Origin of the sequence: Rossellomorea sp. YZS02 (assembly GCF_033963925.1) — a bacterium.
GTDB lineage: Bacteria > Bacillota > Bacilli > Bacillales > Bacillaceae_B > Rossellomorea.
Genome location: NZ_JAXBLY010000008.1, coordinates 66,668 through 92,801, shown reverse-complemented (window position 1 = coordinate 92,801; position 26,134 = coordinate 66,668). Strand labels below are relative to the sequence as shown.

At 42.5% G+C, this 26,134-nt stretch carries 30 protein-coding genes and 1 riboswitch; of the genes, 23 read left to right on the top strand and 7 right to left on the bottom strand.

Annotated features, from left to right (window positions below; translation table 11 throughout):
• Positions 1-6 precede the first annotated feature (6 nt).
• Positions 7-1,368, bottom strand: a complete 1,362-nt coding sequence (locus tag SLH55_RS09875) for an MATE family efflux transporter (protein ID WP_219168220.1) — start codon at positions 1,366-1,368, stop codon at positions 7-9.
• 153 nt (positions 1,369-1,521) lie between these two features.
• On the opposite strand from SLH55_RS09875, the gene SLH55_RS09870 reads away from it, so the two are divergent.
• The 7 genes from SLH55_RS09870 (at position 1,522) to SLH55_RS09840 (ending at position 7,830) form a co-directional block, all read left to right on the top strand.
• Positions 1,522-2,289, top strand: a complete 768-nt coding sequence (locus tag SLH55_RS09870) for a carotenoid biosynthesis protein (RefSeq protein ID WP_320323324.1) — start codon at positions 1,522-1,524, stop codon at positions 2,287-2,289.
• Positions 2,286-2,996 carry a lysophospholipid acyltransferase family protein gene (locus SLH55_RS09865; protein WP_219168218.1) on the top strand — a complete coding sequence of 237 codons (711 nt, stop codon included), beginning with the start codon at positions 2,286-2,288 and terminating at the stop codon, positions 2,994-2,996. The genes SLH55_RS09870 and SLH55_RS09865 overlap by 4 nt, the downstream gene beginning before the upstream one ends.
• Before the next feature lie 13 nt (positions 2,997-3,009).
• A complete protein-coding gene (locus tag SLH55_RS09860) occupies positions 3,010-4,104 on the top strand; it encodes a glycosyltransferase (protein ID WP_219168217.1) in 1,095 nt (364 codons plus the stop codon).
• On the top strand, positions 4,101-5,582 hold the full coding sequence (locus SLH55_RS09855; protein WP_320323323.1) for a phytoene desaturase family protein: 1,482 nt from the start codon (positions 4,101-4,103) through the stop codon (positions 5,580-5,582). The genes SLH55_RS09860 and SLH55_RS09855 overlap by 4 nt, the downstream gene beginning before the upstream one ends.
• 119 nt (positions 5,583-5,701) lie before the next feature.
• The gene (locus SLH55_RS09850) at positions 5,702-6,772 is read left to right on the top strand and encodes an undecaprenyldiphospho-muramoylpentapeptide beta-N-acetylglucosaminyltransferase (protein ID WP_219168215.1); all 1,071 of its coding nucleotides are present in this window, start codon (positions 5,702-5,704) and stop codon (positions 6,770-6,772) included.
• Positions 6,773-6,844: 72 nt separating this feature from the next.
• Positions 6,845-6,994 (top strand): DUF2639 domain-containing protein, encoded by a 150-nt coding sequence (locus SLH55_RS09845; RefSeq protein WP_206848948.1) that lies wholly within the window; start codon positions 6,845-6,847, stop codon positions 6,992-6,994.
• A gap of 260 nt (positions 6,995-7,254) precedes the next feature.
• Positions 7,255-7,830, top strand: a complete 576-nt coding sequence (locus SLH55_RS09840) for a hypothetical protein (protein WP_219168214.1) — start codon at positions 7,255-7,257, stop codon at positions 7,828-7,830.
• Between the two features lie 62 nt (positions 7,831-7,892).
• Here SLH55_RS09840 and SLH55_RS09835 read toward each other — a convergent pair whose 3' ends face one another.
• The 4 genes from SLH55_RS09835 to SLH55_RS09820 form a co-directional block, all read right to left on the bottom strand.
• Entirely contained in the window at positions 7,893-8,450 is a 558-nt protein-coding gene (locus tag SLH55_RS09835) for a GNAT family N-acetyltransferase (protein ID WP_219168213.1), read from the bottom strand.
• A 284-nt stretch (positions 8,451-8,734) separates the two neighbouring features.
• Entirely contained in the window at positions 8,735-9,865 is a 1,131-nt protein-coding gene (locus SLH55_RS09830; RefSeq protein ID WP_320323322.1) for an amidohydrolase family protein, read from the bottom strand.
• A 63-nt stretch (positions 9,866-9,928) separates the two neighbouring features.
• On the bottom strand, positions 9,929-10,528 hold the full coding sequence (locus SLH55_RS09825; protein ID WP_320323321.1) for a DedA family protein: 600 nt from the start codon (positions 10,526-10,528) through the stop codon (positions 9,929-9,931).
• A 10-nt stretch (positions 10,529-10,538) separates the two neighbouring features.
• On the bottom strand, positions 10,539-11,318 hold the full coding sequence (locus tag SLH55_RS09820) for an undecaprenyl-diphosphate phosphatase (protein WP_320323320.1): 780 nt from the start codon (positions 11,316-11,318) through the stop codon (positions 10,539-10,541).
• Between the two features lie 212 nt (positions 11,319-11,530).
• Here SLH55_RS09820 and SLH55_RS09815 point away from each other — a divergent pair, with 212 nt between their 5' ends.
• The 9 genes from SLH55_RS09815 to SLH55_RS09775 all read left to right on the top strand — a co-directional run bounded on the left by SLH55_RS09815 (position 11,531) and on the right by SLH55_RS09775 (position 18,070).
• Positions 11,531-11,854, top strand: coding sequence for a DUF4870 domain-containing protein (locus SLH55_RS09815; protein ID WP_320323319.1), 324 nt, complete (start codon positions 11,531-11,533; stop codon positions 11,852-11,854).
• A gap of 126 nt (positions 11,855-11,980) precedes the next feature.
• Positions 11,981-12,979, top strand: coding sequence for a helix-turn-helix transcriptional regulator (locus SLH55_RS09810; protein WP_219168208.1), 999 nt, complete (start codon positions 11,981-11,983; stop codon positions 12,977-12,979).
• 114 nt (positions 12,980-13,093) lie between these two features.
• Positions 13,094-13,309, top strand: coding sequence for a PLDc N-terminal domain-containing protein (locus SLH55_RS09805; protein ID WP_219168207.1), 216 nt, complete (start codon positions 13,094-13,096; stop codon positions 13,307-13,309).
• Positions 13,306-14,208, top strand: coding sequence for an ABC transporter ATP-binding protein (locus SLH55_RS09800; RefSeq protein WP_320323318.1), 903 nt, complete (start codon positions 13,306-13,308; stop codon positions 14,206-14,208). Before SLH55_RS09805 ends, SLH55_RS09800 begins: the two co-directional genes overlap by 4 nt.
• Complete coding sequence (locus SLH55_RS09795; protein ID WP_320323317.1) at positions 14,205-14,981, top strand: ABC transporter permease; 777 nt, start codon at positions 14,205-14,207, stop codon at positions 14,979-14,981. Before SLH55_RS09800 ends, SLH55_RS09795 begins: the two co-directional genes overlap by 4 nt.
• 102 nt (positions 14,982-15,083) lie before the next feature.
• Positions 15,084-15,962: a GNAT family N-acetyltransferase gene (locus SLH55_RS09790; RefSeq protein ID WP_320323316.1), complete on the top strand. Its 879-nt coding sequence runs from the start codon at positions 15,084-15,086 to the stop codon at positions 15,960-15,962.
• Positions 15,959-16,393, top strand: coding sequence for an NUDIX domain-containing protein (locus SLH55_RS09785; protein ID WP_219168203.1), 435 nt, complete (start codon positions 15,959-15,961; stop codon positions 16,391-16,393). The genes SLH55_RS09790 and SLH55_RS09785 overlap by 4 nt, the downstream gene beginning before the upstream one ends.
• Entirely contained in the window at positions 16,365-17,237 is an 873-nt protein-coding gene (locus tag SLH55_RS09780) for a patatin family protein (protein WP_320323354.1), read from the top strand. Before SLH55_RS09785 ends, SLH55_RS09780 begins: the two co-directional genes overlap by 29 nt.
• 137 nt (positions 17,238-17,374) lie before the next feature.
• Positions 17,375-18,070: a hypothetical protein gene (locus SLH55_RS09775; RefSeq protein ID WP_320323315.1), complete on the top strand. Its 696-nt coding sequence runs from the start codon at positions 17,375-17,377 to the stop codon at positions 18,068-18,070.
• Between the two features lie 89 nt (positions 18,071-18,159).
• Here the strand turns inward: SLH55_RS09775 and SLH55_RS09770 are convergent, their stop codons facing one another.
• Positions 18,160-18,312: a hypothetical protein gene (locus SLH55_RS09770; RefSeq protein WP_320323356.1), complete on the bottom strand. Its 153-nt coding sequence runs from the start codon at positions 18,310-18,312 to the stop codon at positions 18,160-18,162.
• On the opposite strand from SLH55_RS09770, the gene SLH55_RS09765 reads away from it, so the two are divergent.
• From SLH55_RS09765 to SLH55_RS09735, 7 genes are all read left to right on the top strand, one after another.
• Positions 18,286-18,447: a four-helix bundle copper-binding protein gene (locus tag SLH55_RS09765; protein WP_320323353.1), complete on the top strand. Its 162-nt coding sequence runs from the start codon at positions 18,286-18,288 to the stop codon at positions 18,445-18,447. The genes SLH55_RS09770 and SLH55_RS09765 overlap by 27 nt on opposite strands.
• Positions 18,448-18,596: 149 nt before the next feature.
• A riboswitch (FMN riboswitch) is annotated at positions 18,597-18,740 on the top strand.
• Between the two features lie 173 nt (positions 18,741-18,913).
• Positions 18,914-19,999, top strand: a complete 1,086-nt coding sequence (gene ribD / locus SLH55_RS09760) for a bifunctional diaminohydroxyphosphoribosylaminopyrimidine deaminase/5-amino-6-(5-phosphoribosylamino)uracil reductase RibD (protein ID WP_320323314.1) — start codon at positions 18,914-18,916, stop codon at positions 19,997-19,999.
• Positions 20,000-20,022: 23 nt separating this feature from the next.
• On the top strand, positions 20,023-20,679 hold the full coding sequence (gene ribE, locus SLH55_RS09755; protein WP_320323313.1) for a riboflavin synthase: 657 nt from the start codon (positions 20,023-20,025) through the stop codon (positions 20,677-20,679).
• Positions 20,680-20,695: 16 nt separating this feature from the next.
• The gene (locus SLH55_RS09750) at positions 20,696-21,889 is read left to right on the top strand and encodes a bifunctional 3,4-dihydroxy-2-butanone-4-phosphate synthase/GTP cyclohydrolase II (protein WP_320323312.1); all 1,194 of its coding nucleotides are present in this window, start codon (positions 20,696-20,698) and stop codon (positions 21,887-21,889) included.
• A 12-nt stretch (positions 21,890-21,901) separates the two neighbouring features.
• Positions 21,902-22,372: a 6,7-dimethyl-8-ribityllumazine synthase gene (gene ribE / locus SLH55_RS09745; RefSeq protein ID WP_219168198.1), complete on the top strand. Its 471-nt coding sequence runs from the start codon at positions 21,902-21,904 to the stop codon at positions 22,370-22,372.
• 456 nt (positions 22,373-22,828) lie between these two features.
• A complete protein-coding gene (locus SLH55_RS09740; RefSeq protein ID WP_320323311.1) occupies positions 22,829-24,118 on the top strand; it encodes an NCS2 family permease in 1,290 nt (429 codons plus the stop codon).
• Positions 24,119-24,451: 333 nt separating this feature from the next.
• Positions 24,452-25,699, top strand: a complete 1,248-nt coding sequence (locus SLH55_RS09735) for an EAL and HDOD domain-containing protein (RefSeq protein ID WP_219168196.1) — start codon at positions 24,452-24,454, stop codon at positions 25,697-25,699.
• A gap of 1 nt (position 25,700) precedes the next feature.
• Here SLH55_RS09735 and SLH55_RS09730 read toward each other — a convergent pair whose 3' ends face one another.
• Entirely contained in the window at positions 25,701-26,057 is a 357-nt protein-coding gene (locus tag SLH55_RS09730) for a hypothetical protein (protein WP_320323310.1), read from the bottom strand.
• Positions 26,058-26,134 lie beyond the last annotated feature (77 nt).

Here is a 26,134-nt window from a genome sequence, read left to right as displayed (position 1 = left end):
TTTCATTCAAAAGTTTTCATATTGTTTTCTATACTTTTTCTGTATGAATAGGAGCCTGCCGGACAACGTAATGGCTCCTGCAGTTAAACCTGATGTAAGCCCAAGCCAGTAGCCATAGGGTCCAAAGTCAGTGTAGTTAGCAAGAAAATATCCTAACGGCAGGCCAATCACCCAGTAGGAAATGAGGGCCATCATAAAGGTGATATTCACATCTTTATAACCTCTTAGTGCTCCTTGTACAGGGGCTTGTATCGCATCGGAGAGCTGGAAAAATACGGCATACAATAAGAAATGAGCCGTTAGTTCCAATACATACACATCATCGGAATACAGGAAAGCAATTTCTGAACGGAAAACGAGTAATATTACACCATATATGCCGGCCAAGAGCAAAGCGAAGCCGACACCCATCCAGCTGTAAACCTTTGCATCCCGAAGCCTGTTGGCACCAACCTCAAACCCTACAACGATGGTTAAAGCCATAGAAATGCTAAGCGGGATCATGTAGAGAAACGAAGCGAAATTGATGGCTGCCTGGTGAGCGGCTATGACGAAGGTGTCATAATTGCTCATTAACAAGGTAACAGCCGAAAATATACTTACTTCAAAGAAGATCGATAAGCCTATGGGTACCCCGATTACAAAAAGTTCTTTCCATTTCGAAATGTCAGGCTTGTGCATGGTACCGAAAACATTATATTGGCTAAATGGTATTTTCGTATGAACGACCCAAAAAGCAATGAGTGTAATGAGCCAGTAAGTAATGGCAGACGCAACACCTGCACCAACTCCTCCAAGTGGAGGAAATCCAAGCTTACCGAAAATGAGAAGATAATTAAATATCACATTGATCGGCAGTGAAAGGAGTGTAATAAACATGGTGGTCCTCGTCATTCCCAGTGCATCGATGAATGATCTCAAAACATTATAGATGAATAGAGGGATCATGCCGAATGACAAGGCTATCAGATACTGCTTTGCAATCATACGTACTTCATCATCTATGTTCATTCCGTTGAGCACAGGGTTCAGGATGAATCCTCCCACCACCATTACCATCAGGGATAATGCAATAGCTGCATATACACCTTGGAGGACGGTATGAGGTACATCCCCCTTTTTCCCTCCTCCGATCAATTGAGCGACGATGGGGGTGACGGCAAGGAGAATCCCGCTCAAACCTGTAAAAACCGGTACCCAAAGGGATGAACCAATGGCCACACCTGCAAGGTCTGCGGGAGAATACTTCCCTGACATGATTGTGTCGAAGAAATTCATGGCAAACATGCCGAGCTGTGTGACAAGGATGGGAATCAGTATGATGGATAGCTGTGAAATCTTTTCCTTGATTGTATGGGTTTCTCTCATATATTGAACTCCTCCAGAATTTCTACGGATACTGCATGATGAATTACTATCATACTGTACCATATTTTAAAAGGGATAGAGAGTGGAATGTGCGTAAGAAGCAATGATATTTATCGCTGATTGGATAAAAACGAACTGAATGGGAGATGAAAAATGACTAAGAAGTGGCAGGACTGGATCTGGATTGTATTCTTAATATGGTATGGAGTGGGGGTCATCCTTGTCTCATTGGACATGCTTCCCGATGCCCTGCAGTGGGCAAATGCCGTTTTCTTATATTTAGCCGGGTTTTTGGCCATTCTTTATGCAATCAAGAAGTTCAGGGACTTCCAGGGGCTTATTATTTCCTTAAGTATTATGCTCCTTACGATTCTCGCTGAAAGTTTAGGCGTGCATTATGGTTTTATCTTCGGGTCTTACCATTATGAAAGAGATTTTGGAATTCAAATGTTCGGAGTGCCAGTGACAATTGGCTTTGCCTGGGTCATGGTAGTATTCACGAGTATGTCCCACTTTGAATTTCTCCTCAGTAGAAGAAAAACGGTGATGGGGGGCGTACTATACAGTTCGGTTACCTCACTTTTAGCTGTCACGATGGATTTGATCATCGACCCTGTTGCATATAAAGGACGCGAATATTGGGTATGGGATCAGGGGGGGCTATATTATGATATTCCCACTCAAAATTTCTTAGGATGGTTTTTCGTTTCATTTTTCATACAATGCATCTTATATGTGCTGATCAAGCAGGAAATGTATTCTACTACATGGAGCGGCAGGATGAGGAGATTATATTTCTTGGTTATTTTTATGTTTGTGGTAACGGCAATAGTAGAAGGGTTATGGCTTGCCGTTATGGTCACTTTCGTATTTTACACGGTGTCTCTGGTTATTAGAACACGAATGGAGAAGGTAGCATGATTGAGCCAAAAAAAAGTAAAAGATTTCAACAGCTGTTTTCAGGTTATCTTTCCTATCAGCTGAAAAAGCATTTCTATCGAGTATGGATAGATGACAGGAGAACTTCTTTTAAGCCCGATTCCGGTCATCTGGTACTTGCGAATCACTCCAGCTGGTGGGATGGTTTGTTGGTCTTTTACTTAAATCATAAAGTCATCCAGGAAGACAGCTATGCCATGATGAGTCAGAAAGGCATGGAGGATTACCCTTTTTTTCGCAAAATAGGAGCATTCTCAGTGAATCCGGATTCGCCCAAAGATTTAGTCACTTCATTACGGTTTGCTGAAAAATGCCTTCAAGAAAAGAAAACGGTCTGGATCTTTCCACAAGGGAAGGAAGAGCATCTTGAAAAGCGGCCCATTTCCTTCATGAGCGGACCGGGTTATTTATGCGAACGAAATCCAGGCATCACCATCACCACGGTAACGTTTTATTATACTTTTCGTCATGATCAAAGACCGGAGTTATTCATTCGGGTCTGCGATGAGGAAACGGGTCAGACTTCTTCAAGGGAAGAACGTACAAATATGCTTAGAGTTCTTTTGGAAACAAGGATCGATCATCTTAAAGCTGACATTATTCAAGAAGATATTTCAGGTTTTGTACAAATGCTGAAAGGTTTTCCGACCAATAGTGAGTGGCTGAGCTTTTGGAAGGGAAGAAAGTAGAGGTGAAGAAGGCATGATTTTGTTTATACTGATAACCCTCCTCTTTGTGCTGGCTACGTTTATCAACCTTCTTTTTTTACCGAAGTTGTCACATAAATCAAACACAAATGAATTGGTTACCGTCATGGTTCCGATGAGAAACGAGGAAAGAAATGTGAAGGGCCTCGTTGAAAGTATACGTGAGATCACCCATTCACCTGTGGAATTCATTCTGCTGGATGATGGATCGACGGATCGAACGAGAGAACTTCTGATCGAATGTACGAAAGGCGATCCCCGTTTCAAGATCATCGACGGAACACCCCTTCCTGAAGGCTGGGTAGGAAAGGTACATGCCTGCAGGGAATTGAGTCGACATGCTTCCGGATCATACTACCTTTATCTTGACGCAGATGTCAGAGTGTCTCCTTCCATTATCGAAAAGGTATTATATCAGATGAATCGATATGGATCCGGGCTGGTAACAGGGTTTCCCCGCTTTCCCATACCGACCCCCCTTAGTAAAATGCTTGTGCCTTTTCAGCATTTTCTCGTGTATTTCCACCTGCCGCTATTCGTGTCTAATCATACAACCAAACGAGCATTTACAGCGGCTCATGGAGCATTTATGTTTTTCAGGAAAGAGGCTTATGATGATTGCGGAGGCCACGAGGCTGTGAAATCGTCCCTATTGGAAGATGTTCATATCTCACGCAAGGTAAAGGAAAAAGGGTGGAAGGTGACTCTTGTCAATAATAGTTTTGACGTGACCTGTCATATGTACGATACGGACAAGGAGGTTTGGGAAGGTTTTATGAAGAATATATTCATCGGGACAGGAAGGAGTCCGGTCTCGGTAGTCCTCCTCACGCTTTTTTACTCTATTTTCTACATAACCCCACTGCCTTTGGCTCTTTTTGGTTTGGTGCAAGGGGAGTGGAGCTATTCTATACCGTTACTTTCGATCTGGTTACAAACGTTCATGATTGATCTTGCATCCAATCAATCCAAATGGCATTTTCTCTTGATCCCTTTGGCATCTTTGGCATTTATCGTCATCATGTGGGCGTCAATGATGAGAGGATTGAAAAAACAAGGATACACTTGGAAAGGAAGAACCTACTCATGAAGAATATTATCATCATTGGAGGGGGATTAGGAGGGTTATCGGCCGCAATCTCTCTTCAAAGCAAAGGGTATCATGTTACGATTGTAGAAGAAAACCTTCACCCAGGTGGGAAAATGATGTCTGTTGACATAGAAGGATATTCCTTTGACTTCGGTCCGAATACTATTACGATGCCTTATGTCTTTCAATCAGTGATCAATGATGCAGGGGGGGACTCGTCCCGTTATTTCGAGTTTGAAAGACTGATAAAACACACGAAAAACATATTTCCAGATGGAAAGATTCTTTATCAATCGGCGGATACCGACGAGATGGTGAAAGAACTTGAAGCCATCGATTCATATGGAGCAGTTCATTACAGAGAGTATTTAAAGGAAGTTGAAAAGCTCTATAAACAGGCTGAGAAAGGCTTCTTTCATCGTGTTTTCAGTTCATGGAAAGATTACCTTTCCCCGTCTCTTACTTATCGCTTCATGAAGGTCCGTCCCTTAGAGAAGATGAATCATTTCCACAGAAGATTCTTTCAGGATGAGGATGTGTTGAAGGTGTTCAACCGGTATGCCACATACATTGGTTCGTCGCCGTACGAATGCCCTGCTACCTTTTCATTGATCGGTCATCTGGAGATGAATGAAGGGGTGTATTATACGAAAGGTGGGAATCCGAGGATTGCGGAAGGGTTTTATTCCTTCTTTAAAGAGCTTGGGGGACAAGTGCACTTGGGAGTGAGAGTGAAGGAAATCATTGTGAAGGGAGAAAAAGCCGTCGGTGTCATTACCTCGGGCGGCGAAATGATGCCTGCTCAAGATGTAATCGTGAATGGAGATTTCATCACGGCTACGAAGCACCTTATTCATGAGAAACATCGTCCGAGCCATCCCGACAGTAAACTTGATTCCTATGAACCTTCCATTTCTGCCTTTGTGATTCTGGCAGGTCTCAAAACCTTCCAGGAATCCGTTCATCATCATCAAGTGTATTTTACAGAGGATTACATGAAAGAGTTCAATGAAATCTTTAAAGAGAAATCTCTCCCAAGTGATCCAACCATCTATATCAGCCATTCGGCAGCAACTGATCCAACCATAACCAAGGGTAGTAACTTGTTTATCCTAATCAATGCCCCTGCAATTGAAATGAGCGTTGAAGAAATTCAATCTTATAAAGACAAGATTTATGATATCTTGGAAACAAAGGGCCTGAACATCCGTGATTCCTTAGAAGTGGAGAGGATCTATACCCCGAACTCAATAAAGCGTAAATTCTCTGCCTATAAAGGGTCTCTTTACGGTCTCGCTTCCCACCGTATGACCGAAGCTTTCCTTCGTCCTTCAAACGTAAGCAAGGACATTGAACACCTCTTCTACGTCGGGGGAACGACTCACCCCGGGGGAGGATCACCGATGGTCACAATCAGCGGTAGAAATGTAGCCGATTATATTTTGAAACGTGATAAAAGCTTCAAGGTGCAGGGATAAAAGGATGCTTTCATTCCGGTTGTCAAATTTTCGTAGTTCTATCCCGCCTGTATTTTTGGTAAAGTGTATAATGGTTAGTAATATGAATATGAGATTATGGAGTTAGGAGTTTAGTACATATGACGAAACGCATTTTATTTACAGGTGGAGGATCAGCAGGTCACGTAACGGTCAATACAGCATTGATCCCATACTTTGAAAGTGAGGGGTGGGATATAACATATATAGGCTCGGAGGACGGAATCGAAAAGGAAATCATTACTGAGCAGTTTCCCCATATTCCTTATAAGAGTATCTCGAGCGGGAAGCTTCGAAGATATTTTTCCTGGAAGAATTTCTCGGATCCTTTTCGTGTGATGAAAGGGGTGTTTGATGCACTATCCATCATACGAAAGGTAAAGCCCGATATCATCTTTTCAAAAGGGGGCTTTGTTTCAGTGCCCGTTGTCATGGCAGCTAAAATAGCGAAGATTCCTGTGGCGATCCATGAGTCGGATGTGACGCCTGGACTCGCAAATAAGCTGGCGGTTCCATTTGCCACAAAGATATTCACTACATTTCCTGAAACGGTCCAATCTCTCCCAAGTGAGAAGTCATTATGCGCCGGTGCCATCATCCGGGAAGAATTGTTTACGGGTGATGCCAGCGAAGGAAAGAGGTTAACGGGATATTATGATGAATTGCCTATACTGATGATCATGGGAGGAAGTCTCGGAGCAAGGAAAATCAATGAAGCAGTTAGAGGGAATCTTCAAGAACTGCTTTCACAGTTCCAGATCATTCATATTTGCGGGAAGGGAAATGTTGATGACTCCCTAACCCAAAAGGGGTATCGTCAATATGAATTCATCAAAGGTGAACTACCTCACTACCTGGCGATGACCGATTTCGTGATTTCCCGCGCAGGTTCCAACTCAATATTTGAATTTCTTGCCTTAAAGAAACCGATGTTATTGATTCCACTATCCAGAGAAGCAAGCCGTGGTGATCAAATCCTCAATGCAAATAGCTTCGTGAAACACGGTTATGCAATGAAGTTAGAGGAGGAAGAACTGAACGAAGAGAGTTTCCTTTCAAGCGTAAACGCACTGAAGGCAAACAGGGAGTCGATGATCCATCATATGGATAAGGGAGAAAAAGCGTTTACCATACAAGACATGTATAATGAACTATCAACAATGTCCAGATAAGAAGTCATTGAAAAGTCATTGGATTCCCCTTCAAGCATATAGTATATAAATGGACTTAGGGGGAGTAGGGGCATGGCATATCAATATTCAAAAGGTTGGTATCTGCAGGAGCTTAAAAAGATGGGAATCAACCATCATCCCGTTGAAAAAAGGAAACTGGAGAATTATAAAACCTTTGTTGTTCGAAATCTGTATTTTGAAAAGCTGTCGAAAAAGAAGTGAGAATAGGAGCTGGGCTGGTGATGCTTATTTTGATTAAGCCACCAGATACAGTTTCTTTTTTTTGAAAGCGGAGCAGTTCCCTTCACCCTCCTGCAACATAACTTAATTGACAGAGCATCGTAAATCTTAGTTTGTATGCGAATAGCAACAATCTTTACGAAAACAGCCTTTTGAAAAGAGAATACTTTCATTTGATTTTCATGTAATTTTCATCTTTAAGGCTTATACTATCGGTATATTATGATAGTAGGGGTATGCACATGAAATCAAATATCAAACAATATCCGTCATTCTTATCCAATACAATCCCAAATCCAAAAGAGCGGAAAAGAATTATCGAGTATTTAGTTTTAACGGCGAGTATCGTTGGAGCAGGCACAGCTCTAATCGCCCTTAATTACCAAAGCTTTCTGCATGTCGATGAGGACACGTATAAAGGGTTTTTCAAGCAGTTCGGGTCTGTTTCACGAATCATCTATTTCATTGTCCTGAGTATCTTTCCTGTTTTCCAATTGTTGAAATGGAAAGGTCTAAGAGGGGTGAAATGGAGAAATCTTGAGATTAAAGGTCTTGTCCAACAGGCAGGAAAGCTATTAAGAAAATGGCATGTCCCACTTGCTTTACTGGCGACAGCAGTTGTTATTTTTCATGTGATTCTTGCAGTGATGATTAACTTTCATTGGGATTTTACAAACATCACTGGGATCCTCACGAGTATGGTATTAGGCTTTCTTATTTTTATGGGATTCAGACGGTTTAAGAGGAAGGATGGTGCATGGCATTTAAAGCTTGCCGTCGCTTTTACGGTATTGTTTATGATTCATGCGTCATTTTAATCTGACAAAAAAAGTTATCACGAAAGGTGGGTGCCTTTGCGTGATAACTTTTTTCATGCAGACTAAGCTTCAAGAGCCTGTTCTTCCTCTGGTGACTGTTGCAACTGATATAGATAAAGTGTATACAAATCTTTCGGGATTTCATAAAGATCATAAACCTCTTCCTGAGCATTTAGTTGATCATAAAGAGATTTTCTCGTATCATTTGCCTTCACAACATAGGGAAGCTTTTCAGCAGCTCTTTGAGAACGGGTATTCACTTTACGGATTCTCATAAAAATGGTTTCCATACCAAGCTCAAAGAACAGCTCGGAAAAGAAAGCATCCTTGGCAGGCTGGTTATACCCTTTTCCATGGAATGGCTTACCCAGCCATGTGCCAAGGAAGCCGGCATTTTCCTGAATGTCGAAGAGATTGATCGTGCCGATAGGGTTGCCCCACTCGTCCACAATTGTCCGGGAGATCAGTTCTCCCCGTTCCTCTGCTTCGATTGTCTGTTTTGTAAGGAAGAGAAGTTCCTCATAAGAATGTGCCTTTTGGCGAACAAAAGGGAAGACATCCGGGTGCACCATCAGGTCATAAAGTTCATGACACTCATGTAATTCACGTTTCTTGATCATAGTAGACCCTCCTAGAGGGCAGTCTACTTGCGTACGATCCCACCCTCGAAATTTTTAAATGGTAACTAAAAAATTTCGGGGTGGGAATCGAACCCACTAAGACCAGTCAAGAAACTGGTGGCGCACCTTTTGCCTTCCCTTCATTACAGTCGCTCATATATGAAAAAACAGCGTCTTAAGAACAATGTAATCGGAAATATATTATCCATCTGTATCATATACGAAATATCTCAAAAAGGAAATAGGTAAAAAGCTAATTTTTGATAAAATTTTTTACCAAATTTCTACACGTTTTGATAAGCGATTTCCCCATTCACAAATGTCACCAGAGGCTTTGCCATGAAGTGGAATGGGTGATGGCTCCATAGGACCAAATCAGCATCTTTATTTACCTCAATACTACCGATCCTGTCAGACACACCAAGGTTTCTGGCTGGAAGAATGGTGATGCCCTCCAAAGCCTTTTGTTCATCCAACCCTTCACGCACAGCGATCGCTGCACACATATTCAAGTATTGAATGGGTGTGTATGGATGATCAGTCGTGACTGACACTTCGACACCGGCTTCCGTCAATTTTTGATAAGTGAGCCAGCTCTTGTTTTTAAGCTCTACTTTCGATCGTCTTGTAAATGTCGGGCCGACGGAAACTTTGAGGTTTTTTCCTATAAGTTCTTCTGAAATAAGGTGTCCCTCCGTGCAATGTTCAATCCGCAGGTCCAGGTTGAATTCCTCTGCAAAACGTACGGCGGATAGTATATCGTCTGCGCGGTGAGCATGTATTCGAACCGGAATTTCCCGTTTTAATGCAGATACCAGAGGTGCCACTCGCAGGTCCTCCGGTTGATCACAATATTTAGCCGAAAAGAATGCTTCCCTGAGCATTCCCATAATTCCCATTCTTGTGATGGAATCATTATTACCATTACTATGAATCCGCTTCGGGTTCTCTCCCAATGCGATCTTCAATCCGGATGTTTCCCTTATGATCATGGATTGAATGTTGGAACCCAGGGTTTTAATGACGGAGGTAGTTCCACCGATCACGTTCGCGCTTCCCGGCATGACATTTACGGTGGTGACCCCATATTTAAGGGCATCCTTGAAACCCGGATCCAAAGGATACACCCCATCAAAGGCACGGATATGAGGTGTCATAGGTTCTATCGTTTCATTGGCGTCATTACCCGCCCAGCCGGTGCCTTCATCATAAAGACCTAAATGGGTATGACAGTCTATGAAGCCTGGGAATAGAAACTTCCCATGACAATCATAAACGGTCGTATATTGATCTCCATTTGCCTCATGAGGGAGTATCTGTTTAATTATTCCGTCTTTTATTAGTACAGAGCCGTTTTGGATGGGCTTGGATGTAATGGGGTAGATGGTTACGTTTTTTAAAAGTATGGATGTCATAATATATCCTTTCGTAAGGCTTGTTTGCTTCTTATTCTAAACAATTTTGTATAAAAAAAGAAGTTAATCCATCCTTTTATTTCTTCTATTGGAAAAGATCAGATATAGAATCGTTGTGAATAAAGCAATTAAACTGAGTGGTTTAATGTAGCGTATCCCAATGACCTCAATATGTTCCCAATGAGTACCGAGCTCCATTCCTATGATCATAAATAACAATGTCCAGGGAAGCATGGCGGCAAAGGTATAGAGACTGAATGTCGAAATGGGCATGCGGCTGATGCCAGCGGGTATACTGATGGCATGACGGACGATCGGAATAAAACGAGCTGTGAAAATCACGATGGTTCCATGCTTGTCGAACCACTTCTCAGAGGCATGGATGTGCCTTGGATGGATGAGCAGATATTTTCCGTATTTCTCAAAGAACGGTCGCCCTCCATAATAACCTAACCAATAAAGGAATAATTGTGCAACGGTCCCTCCGATGATCCCGCTCAAGAATGCTCCGATAAATGTAAGTTTTCCTGTACTGACCATAAAGCCTGCATAGCTTAAGACCAGTTCACTAGGAATGACTTCGATCATGAGTGCAAGTGAAATCCCTGCATATCCTAAATCGGTTAGAAGAGTAAGGATCTGTAAAACCCATTCATGGTTCATTTTCTTCCTCCTACATAAATCCAGAGTATTGAAGAATAAGGATCAGTAACCCTAATGCCCATACATAATAAGAAAATATTTTTAATGAGTGCTTCTTTAAATAATTCACCATGGTGATGATGGCGAAATAACCGAAAACGGCTGCACTCACCGTACCAATGGCCAGACTTTGGAAAGAAATCGCTTCAATATGTCCCCCGAACATTTCTTTACCTTGAAGCACAATTCCTCCGAGTATGGCAGGTGTGGACAGGAGGAATGAAAAATAGGCAGCCGTTTCCCGGTCGAGCTTCCTGAATAACCCTGCGGCTATCGTCAAGCCCGATCTCGAAAGTGCCGGGAATATGGCAGCAGCTTGAAAGCTTCCGATCACGACAGCATCCGTGTAAGAAAGATCTTCCAACTTCTTATAGCCATCCTTGACGCCATCAGCCCAATACATGATGCATCCAGTTGCGAGGAATTCCCAACCGATCGTGGAACCGGTCTTCGAGATGGAGTCAAAAAAATCCTCGAATGAAAATCCAACAATCACTGCAGGAATGGTGCCAATGATGAGAATCCAGGATAATTTGCTGAACGGATGCCTAATCATATAAAGTAGTTCCTTTTGATACACAACGAGAACAGCAATCAATGTTCCTATATGAAGCATCGTATCCAGGAAGAGCCCGGCTTCCTCCAGTCCAAACGTCAATCTTCCAAGATAGAGATGCCCAGTACTTGATATGGGCAGGAATTCGGTTAAACCTTGAATGATCCCCAGTATGAAAGCTTCCAAATTACTCAAGTTTATCACGACCTTTCTGCATGTCCCGGGACAGACTCTCTTTTATACATATTCCGGTCCTTGCTGTTTCATGAGGGATGTCCATAAGTAACAAGCAAATTCATGAAAGAAAATCATTCTAATGGATGAAACTTTATGAGAGTGAGTACGTAAATATAGAGGAGGATACATTAGACGTATCTGCTAAAGAGTTTTAACAGGGAGGAATTGACATGCCTACAAAAGACGAAAGAATGATGGCAGCTCTAATTTATATCTTAAGCTTCTTCACAGCGTTCATAGGGCCATTGGTCATCTGGCTCATCAAGAAAGACGAATCGGAATTTGTGGACTTTCACGGCAAGGAATATTTCAATTTTCTTATTTCCTATGCCGTTTACGGATTGGTTAGCTCGATTTTAATGGTCGTCCTGATCGGATTTGTATTGGCACCGTTCGTAGGGATACTTGCCTTGATCTTTACCATCCTGGGAGCGGTAAAGGCCTACGAGGGTGAACACTACCAAATCCCGACAGTCTTTAGAATACTGAAATAACAAGACTAAGAACCCAAACGGCTCGTTGGGTTCTTTTTTTGTCAGGGGTACTTGTAGAGTTGACAAAAAATTCTTTCACTTTATAATTTTATAAAATGATCATTTCTGAAAGGAGCATCCACTTTCATGTTGAGAATCGATAATAAAGAGAGAATATTGAAACTGATGAGTATATTGAAAGAAGAAACGGACGAAGATCACGAACTGAGTCTGGATGATATCATTCTCCGCTTTAAGCAGACGTACGGGCAAGACCTGAAATTGAACAAGAATTCGTTAAAGGATGACCTTGATCACCTTATCCGGCAAGGGTTCGATGTCACGATTAATCAGGAAAAGGATGGTCTGCCAAAGTATTACAGCCATCAGTATCGGCTGTTCGAATTATATGAATTAAGGATGCTTATTGATGCGGTCGTCTCCGCCAAATTCATCTCGAAAAAAGAAACGGTTCAACTCACAGGGAAAATCAGACAGTTGACCAGTCACCGGCAAGGAAAGCTATTACATAATGAAATCCAAATCGACTCTTCCATAAAGAGTGACAGTCCCTATATCCGCCGCACCATCCATGATATCCATGAGGCCATTGCAGAACGCAGAATGATCACCTTCCAATATGGTCGTTTCGATGTGAATAAACAGTTCAATCTTAGTCGCGAGGGCAGTCTTTATAAAGTGAAACCATACGCTCTTACGTGGGCGAATGATTTCTATTATCTCATTGCTTATTATTTCGATGCAGCTGAAATACGTCACTACCGCGTTGATCGACTCCGGAATGTTGAAGCTCTTACTGAAACCTTCCCATATGAAGCTTTTGATGTATCCAAGTATGTACAATCAACATTTCACATGTTTGCGGGAGACGAGGAGTGGATCAGGATCAAGTTTCTTAACTCCCTCATTAATGTGATCATCGACAAGTTTGGGAGAGAGGTCAGTATTCAAAGGGCAGGTGAAGATCATTTTATATTATCAACAAAAGCGCGGGTAAGCACCGGTCTCGTAAACTGGATACTCTCCTTTGGAAGCGGGGCGAAAGTGATATCCCCATCCTCACTCGAACACACTGTTAAATCAGAAGTGAATAAACTGCATTCATTATACAATGACATAACGTGATGACTGATCCCCGAACGGTTGGCGGTCAGTTTTTTTTTTGAGAAAAATAATGTAATTGAACGAATTTCTTCTTCGTGCGTCTAATCAAAGTAAAGCAAAAGGAGGAAGAGGATAATGAGCGAAATACAACAAGCATTGCAGTCTGTCAACTGGGGGCTTATTGCTCCGGTAATAGTCATTCAATTCATTCTCATGTTGGTGGCGGTGATTGATTTAATACGAATAAAGTCAACAAGAGGACCGAAATGGCTTTGGTTATTGATCATTCTGTTCATTAATATCATCGGTCCTGTCATCTATTTCGTCTTTGGAAGGAGACATACCCGATGAACGTTCTGGAAGTGGCCAATCTGGAAAAGAGATACAGAGAAAAGCTTGCAGTGAAAAACATTTCATTTGGTTTGAGAGAAGGGGCGTGTACAGCTCTCCTAGGTCCAAACGGGGCAGGGAAAACGACGATCTTAAATATGCTTGCTGGATTAATAAGACCAACAAGAGGTTCCATCCAAACAACGGTCCCGACTGAAGATATCCGAGAAATAATCGGGTATCTACCACAATATCCATCCTTTTTTGAATGGATGACGGGAAAAGAGTTCCTGGTATTCTCAGGTGAAATTTCAGGAATGACAAAAGGTGACGCACAGGAGCGTGCAGAAAAACTTCTCGGTATGGTCGGCTTACTGGAAGGGAAAGGTCGAAAGATAGGTCAATATTCAGGGGGAATGAAGCAGCGTCTAGGAATTGCTCAAGCCCTTATTCATAAGCCTATGCTCCTGATCCTCGATGAACCGGTTTCGGCACTGGACCCTTTCGGCAGAAGGGAAGTATTGGGATTATTAAAGGGGTTAAAAAAAGAAACGACGATCTTGTTTTCAACCCATATATTAAACGACGCCGAGCAAGTTTGTGATGAAGTGTTATTCTTGCATGAAGGTGAACTGATAGAAGGGGGGGCAATCGAAGAAGTGAAGGCAAGACACCACAGATTAAAGATGAAATTGCATTTTAATGAAGATAGCAAGAAGTTCTTTCATTTTCTAAAGGAGAAAGACTGGCTCCACAACATCATTTCCAATGGAAAACAGCTATCCTTTGAAGTTTCCGACCTTGAAAGGGACCGATCCAGGATCTTTTCCTTAATCTCTGCACATGGGTGGGGCGTGACCAAGTTCGAGAGCCATGAACAAAGCTTGGAAGAAGTCTTCATGGAGGTAATGAATAGATGAAAATAGGCTGGGTTTTATTCAGAAAGGAAATGCTGGAGCTATTACGTAATTATAAGGTACTTTGGATGCCTGCCGTGTTCATTCTATTCGGGTTGACTGAACCGTTAACGGCTTATTATATGCCTGAGATTCTGCAATCGGTGGGGGATCTTCCGGAAGGGACGGTCATATCCATCCCGACCCCATCATCGGCTGAGGTAGTATTATCGATCATGGGTCAATTCAGTACTTTCGGTGTTCTGGTCATCGTTTTAGGATTTATGGGGACGGTTTCTGGAGAAAGGAGATCCGGCAACGCTGTCATGGTTCTTGTGAAACCTGTGCCATACACGTCTTATATTTATTCCAAATGGTCTGCTGCATTTGTGCTTGTATGGATTTCCTACAGCCTTGGGATGCTATCGGGTTACTATTACATCCACCTTTTATTTGACGGTATTTCCTTCTATCCATTGCTAAAGGGGTCTCTCGTTTACGGGTTATGGCTGATCTTTATCATGACTTTGGTCGTTTTCTTCAGCAGTTTTTCTCAATCGCCGGGTCTAACTGCATTTTATACCCTCGGATGCACCATGTTGATCACCTTTCTTTCAGGGTATATGACAAAAACCTTAAAATGGTCACCTGGCCAGCTGACCAATTATGTTCATGATCTGATACTGTATTCACGCTGGAATGAAAATTTAACCGTAACCATCATTTTTACCGTGGTCATATGTTTAACCATCCTCCTCATCACTCCGACCATCTCCAAGAAAAAAGAACTGAGCTGACGGCATGACGCAACTCTTGTGGGAGAGGGACGGACCTCACGAATAATGTAAAAGGAATTCAGCGATTGATGTCGAATGGTGGTATAAGGAGGAGGGAAATCAATGAAAGCTCCCCGATTGACACACAAAGTACAACAAATGATCCAACAAGCACATGAGCTGGCTGAGAGAAATCAGCATGCGAGCATTCAAAGTATTGACCTATTCATGGGAGCGGCCCTCGTGAGAAAAGGGACTTTAAGAGAAATGCATGACCTTATTGAACCGAATTTGGATGAGATAGAAGGATTGATTAAATCACTTTCTCCTGAAGCATCCTCAGGGATTTGGATTGAATCATTTTCCAAGCCACCATCATTAAATACCCTGAAAATATGGAATGCCTCAATTGATATCATGAAGCGATATAACCAAACGTTCCTTAATGAAGGACACATCATAAAGGCCTTTTACTCGCTTCTCTCAGATCACCCAGAGTTGGAAAGTGGGTTGAAGGTTGTCCGTAAAGAGAGCATTATGCAATCTGTCACATCATCCAGGGATTTAACCGTGGATTTATTAAATAGAGATTGGTCTTTTAAAGAAGACGGTCAGGTTGAAATAAGCTTCGTTGACATAAAGGAGAAAGATGCCCTCCTTTCCTGGTCGCAACGTCATTTCGGAGAGAATTGGTCCGAGACGCTAAGGTGTGCTTTTCAGTCCCCGGCACCTCACATCCCAATCTTAAAAGCAAAGATGGGAGGAGAGATGGTGGGTTTTGCAGCGTATGATGTCTATATGAACAAAAAGGGGGTATTTGGACCGATGGGGATACTGCCAACCGCCAGGCATCAGGGAGTGGGAAGGAAGCTCCTCTATGCTGCTTTGCAAAGTATGAAAGAGAAACGATATATGTATGTCGTGTTAAAAGAAGCTGGCCCAATTGAATTTTATGAACAAACGTGCAATGCAAAATTGATCCCCTTGGAGGATTGGAAATGAAGCATCGTGTTGGCATCATTCTGATTGACGATGAAAAGGTAGCCGTCATTAAGAGAATAAGGGATGACTCCGTTTATTATGTCATTCCAGGTGGAGGCATGGAGAAAGGTGAAACCGAAATCGAAACGGCAACCAGGGAAGCGAAGGAAGAATTGGGGATTAACGTTTCGGAACTGAAATTCGCAATGACCTTCAGGCAGATTGATACACATTCTTATTATTTTGTGGGAAAATATAATGGTTTATTTGGTACAGGAAAGGGAGAAGAATATGATATCTTCCGGAATAGAGGAAACTATATCCCCTGCTGGATACCTATAGAAAAACTCTACGGGATGGATCTCTACCCTCATGAAGTAAAACACTATTTACTACAGCAGAAGGCGGGTGTTCAAGAAGATGATGATAAACGAGACGGGTCTCGTTCTTGAAGGAGGCGGAATGAGAGGGATTTATACAGCAGGTGCCCTGGAATATTTCTTGGAGAACGGCATTGAATTCCCTTATGTCATCGGAGTCTCCGCAGGTGCATGTAATGCTGCTTCCTTTTTATCCAAGCAAAACGGGCGGAATAAAAAGGTCAATGTGGATTTCATCCGCGACCCAAAATACTTATCATGGCGGAACTATTGGAAAACGGGCGAATTATTTGGAATGGACTATGTCTTTGATGAAATCCCAAACAAACTGGTCCCCTTCGATTACAAAGCTTTCCATTCGAACGGAACGGAATTTGTTGTCGGTACCACGGATTGTCATACAGGGAGGCCGGCCTATTTCTCAAGGAATGACTATGGAGAAGATCTACTTACCATAATTCGTGCATCAAGTTCTCTCCCATTTGTCGCACCGGTCGTTGAATTCAATTCACGACATCTCCTTGACGGTGGGATAAGTGATCCGGTTCCCATCGAAAAAGCCGAGCAGGACGGATTCAAGAAAAATGTGGTCATCCTGACCCGTAATAGGGGATATTATAAAAAGCCTTCTAGGTTTTCGTTTCTTGTGAGAAAAAAGTATCCCCAATATCCAGAGCTTCATAAAACATTGATGAACCGATATTTGCGTTACAATCAGATAATTGAGGAAATAGAAGTGAAAGAAAAAAAGGGGGACGTTTTGATTATCCAGCCCCAGTATCCCCTTAAAGTCAGCCGGATTGAAAAAAATCCGCGGAAATTGGACGAATTGTACTGGCAGGGCTATCATGATGCAGAATCGAAGTTGAAACAGTTGGTCGAATGGAACCAGTCAGGTGAACTACTGCACTTATAAAACAAGGCGAAGGACTTACAGAACGACTCTTTCAGTGATGAGAGTTTCGTAAATTCTTCGTCTTTTCCTTTCTAAAGGTCTTTTTATCATTTTTTCACATAAATATGATAGAGATTCCTTGAAAGGACGAGCATTTCATGAACCTCTATCAAATATACAAAAATGAACAGTATACGTTACTTTTTCGAAGTGTCATGTACTTTCTCATTGGTGTGGGGATGCTTGTCGTGACACAACAATTGTATTATTTTCCTCTGTTGATTTTCATCCCTGCTTGTTCAAATCTTTACCTTAGCTATAGTATTAAGAAAGAATTGAAAAAGGCCAACCGAATATTTTATGAAAAAATGCCTGTTTCTCTTCATTCACTTGTAGGTGTTCACACGAAAGAAGGCTCCTATTACCTGAAAACCAACGGCTGGTCTGACTACTTTATTCAACGGACATCCATGATCAATAATCCCAAGCAATACCAGCTACACCGGAGGAATAAAGGACCTTTGTCATTTTCAAAATGGAGTCGGACCATTAAGATTGACCACCCAAAGTCGAAAATGACGTTTCAATTGAAGTATCAAAGTGCCACCGCAATAGAATGGCAGAGTGAGGGAGGGGACACTGTCCTCATTTATAAAGGGAATAAGCGATGGATCTTGAATTATCAGGAGCAAAATCATCTATCTTTACAAAAAGGGTATCTTCCCCAGAGTATACAAAGACTGTTTGACTCTCACCATAGTTACGTTTCATTTTATGAGACATACAGTGATGAGAAGGATTGGCTCCTGATATTTTTGTGGTACGTAGATAGTGATTATTTTCTCACTTCCTGATTTATTCTTTTCACTGGAAATGGGTACACTAAAAGGACAGTGATGGAGGTGGTAAGATGAATGCTGACTACAAATCATGTTTGTCGGCTTTAGAACGTTGCAGGGAAGCATGCAATGTGTGCTATCATGCGTGCCTGAAAGAAGAGAAACCGATGATGAAGTGTATCGAACTCGATCGAGAGTGCGCTGACATTTGTGCCTATACCATTCATGCCATGGAACGGAGCAGTAAATTTGTGCAACGCATCCTCTCCCTCTGTGCAGAGATCTGTGATGCGTGTGGGGCGGAATGCCATTCGCATGACCAGCAACATTGTAGGGATTGTGCCGAAGCCTGTTTTAAATGTGCTGAAGAATGCAGGATGCTCGTACCATAATGAAATGGAGGATGCTTCTATAAAGTAGCGGCTTCCTCTTTTTTATTGTTATATAGAGAGCTTTCTAAAAATTAATACAAAAATAATTTTTTTAAGCGCCTTAGATGATTTCAACAAGGAAACTATGATAGAATAATGTTAATCGAATAGGTTTCCTTCGGGGCAGGGTGAAATTCCCTACCGGCGGTGATGAGCAAATGCTCTTAGTCCGTGACCCGGCTAATGAATATTAGACGGTGGATTTGGTGAAACTCCAAAGCCGACAGTGAAAGTCTGGATGGGAGAAGGAACGGCAGTATCTGGTTGATGATCTTGATAGGAGCATATACCACATTCTTATGGGTATTTTTTCTTTTTGATCGATTGATTGGATGCTTTATTTAGTCATGCCAACTTCCCCCAAGTAGAAATAATACTTGGGGTTTCTTTATTTTACGATATTTATTTAGGAAAGGAGGTCAATTCTTTGAATCACTCTCAATATATGAAGCTTGCTCTTTCGATGGCAAAGTCCACCCATGGCCAGACATCACCAAACCCGATGGTGGGGGCGGTGGTAGTGAACAATGGAGAAATAGTTGGGATGGGTGCCCATCTGAAAGCAGGTGAAGGTCATGCAGAAGTGCTTGCAATCAAGGCTGCAGGCGAAAAGGCGAGAGGAAGCGACGTTTATGTCACTCTGGAACCTTGCTCCCACCACGGGAAAACACCTCCATGCTCAGAGCTTCTTATTTCAAGCGGTGTAAAGACTGTGCATGTGGCAACCATGGATCCCAATCCACATGTCTCGGGACGTGGAATTCAACAATTAAGGGATGCTGGCATTGATGTAGTGGTAGGGGAGCTCGAGGAAGAAGCCTGTGAGCTCAATAAGCATTTCTTTCACTACATTCAAAATGGAACCCCGTTTGTTACGCTTAAAACAGCTGTCACTCTAGACGGGAAAACCGCTTCTGTATCAGGAGACAGCAAATGGATCACATCAGAAGAATCAAGAACCGAAGTCCACTATGATCGTCACCGGCATGACGCGATATTAGTAGGAGTCAATACCGTTATACAAGATAACCCGCACCTGACCACCCGTTTGCCCCAAGGTGGAAAAAAACCCATTCGAATTATTCTGGATACCCATTTACGAACACCACTCCACTCCCATGTAGTGGAAGACTCACAAAGTGCGACGGTCATTTTCACAGGGAATTCTGTCAATGAAGAACAGAGACAGCCCTTCTTGGAAAAAGGCTGTGAAGTCGTCACCCTTTCTGATGAAGAAATCGACATTCATTCCGTGTTGAAAGAACTGGGTGCCAGGCATATCGGATCCCTTTATGTGGAAGGTGGATCAACAATCCATGCTACTTTCTTAAAGGAAAAAGCCTTTCAGGAATTAATCATGTACATGTCTCCGAAGTTGATAGGCGGAAGCTCTGCCTACACGAGCTTTGGCGGGGACGGATTTCCGACCATAGCAGAAGGTCTTGAAATGGAGATTTTGAGCCTGGAACGTGTAGGTAAGGATATTAAGATTGTTGCAGTGCCTACTATTTAAGCTTTTATGAAAGGATGGAAAAGATGTTTACTGGAATTATTGAAGAAATCGGCTCCATTGAAAGCATGAGGAAATCATCTTCTTCCATGGAACTCACCATTTCAGCCGAACGGGTTCTCGAAGATGTGCAGGTCGGTGACAGCATCAGTGTAAATGGCGTCTGTTTGACCGTGACTTCTTTCAATCGGGGGGAATTTCAAGTGGACGTAATGCCTGAGACATTTGAGGGTACAACGTTGAGGACACTATCCCGGGGTTCAAGAGTGAATCTTGAGAGAGCCATGGCTGCCAACGGCCGATTCGGCGGCCATTTCGTCAATGGACATGTAGACGGGATTGGCAGCATCGTAAGAGTGGAAAAAGTGGAAAATGCATGGTACATGGACATTTCCATTCCTGAACATCAGAGCCATTTATTCATCATGAAAGGCTCTGTCGCAATTGATGGTACTTCCCTTACCGTATTTGGTGTACATAGCAATAAGATAACCATATCATTGATCCCTCAAACGAGAGGAGACACGGTCCTGGGTGAAAAAAAAGTAGGGGATATCGTCAATATTGAATGTGATGTGATGGCAAAGTACTTTCATCGCTTTTATGAAGCGAAGGAGCAAGTGAAGAGCACGTCAAACAACATCAGTTACGATTTCTTGTCACAAAATGGTTTTGCTGACTAATAGGAGGGGTTGCCCCATGTTTAACAAGATTGAAGAAGCAATTGAAGATTTGAAGGCTGGTAAGGTCGTTATTGTCGTCGATGATGAAAATCGGGAAAACGAAGGGGACTTTATTGCACTCTCCGATAAAGCGACACCAGATGTCATCAATTTCATGGCGAAGGAAGGAAGGGGCTTGATATGTGCCCCGATTAACGAAGATCTTGCACAAAAGTTGAAGCTCTCACCGATGACGACGTTAAACACCGATCCGCACGGAACTGCATTTACTATTTCGGTTGATCATAAATCGGCATCGACCGGGATCAGTGCTTACGAAAGATCGGCGACCATCCGGGAATTATTGAATCCAGCGTCAGCACCTGAAGACTTCAAAAGGCCGGGGCATGTATTTCCCCTTGTTGCCAAAAATGGCGGCGTTTTAAAGCGGGCCGGCCATACAGAAGCCGCCATCGATCTGGCTATTCTGTCTGGTGCAGAACCATCGGGTGTCATATGTGAGATTATGAATGAGGACGGAACGATGGCGAGGGTTCCTGAATTAATGAAGCTAGCCGATAAATGGGATTTAAAGATCATCTCTATTGAAGATCTGATCCGGTATCGAAGAAAAAACGAAAAACTTGTGACAAGGGAAGTGGAGATTGAACTTCCAACCGAATTCGGAAACTTTAAAGCAGTCGCTTATACAGAAAACATTACCGGGAAAGAGCATATCGCTCTTGTAAAGGGTGAATGGACTGAGGACGAAGAGGTGCTCGTTCGCGTTCACTCGGAATGCCTGACAGGTGATGTATTCGGCTCCAATCGATGTGATTGCGGTCCCCAGCTAGCCACAGCTCTCACACAAATTGAGGAAGAGGGTAAAGGAGTACTCCTATACATGAGGCAAGAGGGCCGGGGAATTGGTTTGATCAATAAATTAAAGGCTTATAAGCTCCAGGAAGAAGGCTACGATACCGTCGAAGCCAATGAAAAACTGGGCTTTGGCGATGATTTGAGGGAATATGGAATCGGGGCACAGATTTTAAGGGATTTAGGATTAACAAAGATGCGCCTATTGACCAATAATCCGCGAAAAATTGCCGGGATCAACGGATATGGCCTGGAAATCGTGGACCGTGTACCGATTCAAATGCCGGCGAAATTCGAAAACGAAAAGTATTTAAAAACAAAGCACGCTAAGTTGGGTCACTTACTTAAATTTTAGGAGGATAATAAAATGAAAACCATTTATGAAGGTAATTTAGTAGGGTCAGGATTAAGAGTTGCGATTGTCGTCTCACGATTCAACGAATTCATTACTTCGAAACTTTTAGGCGGGGCGGAAGACGCGTTAAAGCGACATGGAGTGGAAGAAGACAATGTCTCTGTCACATGGGTTCCCGGTGCATTTGAAATACCTATGATCGCCAAGAAGCTTGCACGGTCAGGAAAATATGACGCTGTCATTACACTTGGGACCGTCATCCGCGGAGCCACCGCGCATTTTGAATATGTAAGCGGTGAAGTAGCAAAAGGAGTGGCAAACCTAAGCCTGCAGGAAGATGTTCCAGTCATATTCGGTGTTTTAACGACAGACACAATTGAGCAGGCCATTGAAAGAGCCGGCACTAAAGCAGGGAACAAAGGTTGGGAAGCTGCAGTATCAGCAATCGAAATGGCAAACCTCATCCGTGAAATAGACAAATAAGACTTCATTAATGAGCCTCCTTTATGGGAGGCTTTTTTTGAGGGACGGACCTGTCGGTGGTGTTTTGGTTTTGTCAGAAAAGTTGGAAGTGTTTCAGTGAGTGGAGATCGTGGGATAATTTGTTAATTGGCTGAATTATACTCGGGAACGGCTGGATTAACAGGTAATTCGGCTGGTTTCTTCACGAAACAGGCTCGATTTCTACTAAAAGTCGCTTAATTCTTTCCAGTTTCGGCCGGATTCCCCTTAATGGAGTAAAAACATATCCAGCTGGATTCCAGCTAGATATGAACACCCACACTTCATGTATTGTTAAAAATTAAAGATAAACATGCATTTACCCACAAAAATACATATTGGCAAACGTCAGACCTTTTGCTAAAATAGTATTTTGTGGCTCCCCTAATATCGGGAGGAGCGGGTAGGGAGAGGGCAGTTTTATAGGAAGATTATTATATGAAAGCACGTGGAGGTATTTTTCAGTTAAAGGATCACGGTACCACGATGAAACAGGAGATGATGGCTGGTGCGATTGGTTATTTTACAATCGTCTATATCATCGCTGTGAATGCTTTAATTCTTTCAGAAGCTGGAATTCCATTTGAAGGAGCGGTCATGGCAACGATACTTGCTTCCTTCGTAGGGTGTTTGGTGATGGCCTTTTGGGCGAATGCACCGATCCTTCTGGTTCCAGGCATGGGGATTAATGCAATGTTTACATTTACGCTCGTAAAATCTTCTGGCCTTTCATGGCAGGAAGCTTTAGCGGTTATCGTTATTTCAGGAATACTCTTTATGATCATTGCGTTTACCAAGCTTTCAAAAGTATTATCGGAAGCCATTCCCCAAACATTAAAAGAAGCCATTACAGTTGGTTTAGGGATGTTTTTGATGTTTATCGGTCTTGAAAAGGGTGGTCTCATCCAAAGAGGGGACAGTGCCATTATCATGATTGGTGACTTTGGGGAATTGAAGGTGTTGGCGACCGTGCTGACATTTCTGGTGACGATTTTTCTTTTCATCCGCAATGTAAAAGGGCAATTTTTATGGAGTATTGCCTTTGGTACATTACTTGGATTCATCTTTGGAATCGAGCCGTCCATACAATCGAACTCATTTCATTTGAGTGAATACAGCCAAGTTTTCGGCCAGATATCGTTCAGTGCCATAATGGAAATCCCGTTCTGGATTGCGGTTTTCTCAGTGACGATGGTATTGGTATTTGAAAACATCGGTCTCATTCACGGGCATACGGATATGATCGGTCAACCTCATAAATATCCCAAAGCATTTCAAGCTAATGCATTTTCTGCATTTACCTCGGGGTTCTTCGGGACGAGTCCAACAGTCTCAACGGTGGAAAGCGCTGCAGCCATGACGGCTGGAGGCCGTACGGGATTGACGAGTTTGACAACGGGAGTATTATTTTTAGGCTCTGTGATGTTCATCCCGTATTTAAAGTGGATACCGGATCATGCCATCGCTCCGATCCTTATCATCATCGGAGGCTTGATGATCCAAAATATCCGACATATGGATCTTCGTGACCTGACAGAGGCGTTTCCTGCTATTTTCATTATTGCGATGATTCCGTTCACGTACAGTATTGCGGACGGTATCGCCATCGGCTTTATTCTATATCCGGTGTTGAAAATGGCTACAGGTAAGGCACGGGAAGTATCCATTCCTTTATATATCATTGCTGCACTGTTTCTTATGAATTTCTTTGTACATTCAATTCATTGAAGCGGATAAGGATTCAAGTGGAGTTGCCCATCAACATGATGCAGATCATGTTGATGGGCTTTTTTTGTTTGACTGTTTTCGCAAAGATTGTTGCTATTCGCATACAAACTAAGATTTACGATGCTCTGTCATTTAAGTATGGTGCAGGAGGGTGAAGGGAACTGACCTGCTTTCCACGGACGTTCGGGCGAGCCTCCTCACCCGCATATTTTTACAACTATTGTCAAATTACATGGACTTTCCGCACGTTTCTTGTTACTATTGTAGGGAAATATGAATCTTTTTGACTATTGATATGATATGTTGATCAGGAGTAAAGCAGGGGTGATCTTGATGGAAGTATTTGTAGCCAGGCAGCCCATTTTTGATCGTAATCAAGAAACGGTCGCCTATGAACTTCTTTACAGAAACAATGAATTGAATATATTTCCTGATATCGACGGGGATCAGGCAACCGCGGATGTCATCATAAACAGTTATTTGAATATCGGGCTTGAAAGCTTATCAGCCGGTAAGCCCTGCTTTATTAATTTTACAGAAAATCTTCTTAAATTGAGAGTTCCGACTTACTTTAACCCGAGGGAGGTCGTCGTTGAGATTCTTGAGAGTGTAGTTCCGAGTGCCGAAGTGGTGTTGGTTTGTCAGCAGTTAAAAGACTTAGGCTATATGATTGCATTAGATGATTTCATATTTAATGAATTCAACCCTTTTTGCAGGGAATTGATGAAACTCGCAGATTATGTGAAGGTGGACTTCATGAATACAACGGAGTACGAAAGGGGAAGTATCGAGGTACTCTCCCATTTACTTCATTATAAGCTTCTTGCTGAAAAAGTGGAAACCATGAACCATTACGAAGAAGCGATGAGGAAGGGATATCATTACTTTCAGGGTTATTTCTTCAGTAAGCCGAAGATCATTGCCACTCATGATGTACCAACTTATTTTCATTCTTATTACTCGATCATTCAGAGCCTTGAAATGTCTGAACCGAGCATTGACAGGATCAGTCAGTTGATTGAGCAGGACCTTTCACTATCGTATAAACTGTTGAAACTGATCAACTCTCCTGCCTATCGACCGAAACATAAGATCCACTCGATTCGTCAGGCCATTGTCTTGCTAGGACTTGTTGAAATCAAACGCTGGATCTATGTATTGGCAGTCAGGGAACAGGCGCGTAAAAAAGAGCAGCTGGAAAATGAGGTCATCACCTTATGTTTGACGAGGGCTAAAATGTGTGAATTAGTGGCAGAAAAACATGATCGTGCACCCTTGAAATCGAGTTATTTCCTGACGGGGATGTTTTCTTTAATGGAAACCATCTTATCCATGCCAATCGATCAAATTCTAAAGGATCTTCCTTTGAACGATGATATCTGTGATGCTTTAACCGGTTCCCGGAATGATCTAAAAGAGATACTCGAACTCGTCGTCTATATAGAGAAGGCGGACTGGGCAGGGACCGAAACCATTATGGAAGAATTGAAGTTAGACAAGAGGGTAGTGATGGAAAGCTATCATCACTCCTGCAAATGGACGGAAGAGCTCCTGACACATGAATTATCGGAGTTGAGATAGCTTACCATACGGGTTTATACTTCCCTGGAGACAAATATTTCCTCTGAGGTTTGATATATCGCTTCAGCTCAACCAGAAGAACGCGCTGCAGATGCCTGGAAGATATTTGCCCCGCTACATCGGCGGGGGATGGGTAAACCCCGATGCTATTAAAGCGTACTCTAAAGAGACCTTCATGGATGAGGTCTTTTTTGTCATTCCGTATCCGTGCTAAAACGGTCACATCCCTGGATTGGTATTCATCCAAGGCTTCAACTACCTCTCGGACCTGAAAGCGAAAATGGTAATCTTCTTTCATAAACATCACCATATTCATTGTCTCGAAAGAAAGTTGGGAAATCAACTGATAATCGTCCATGTTTATTTCTTTTATCAAATTAAGAGGAAGATGATTGCGAAATGAGCTTGTTTGTGGCAAGCTAAGACTATTATGAA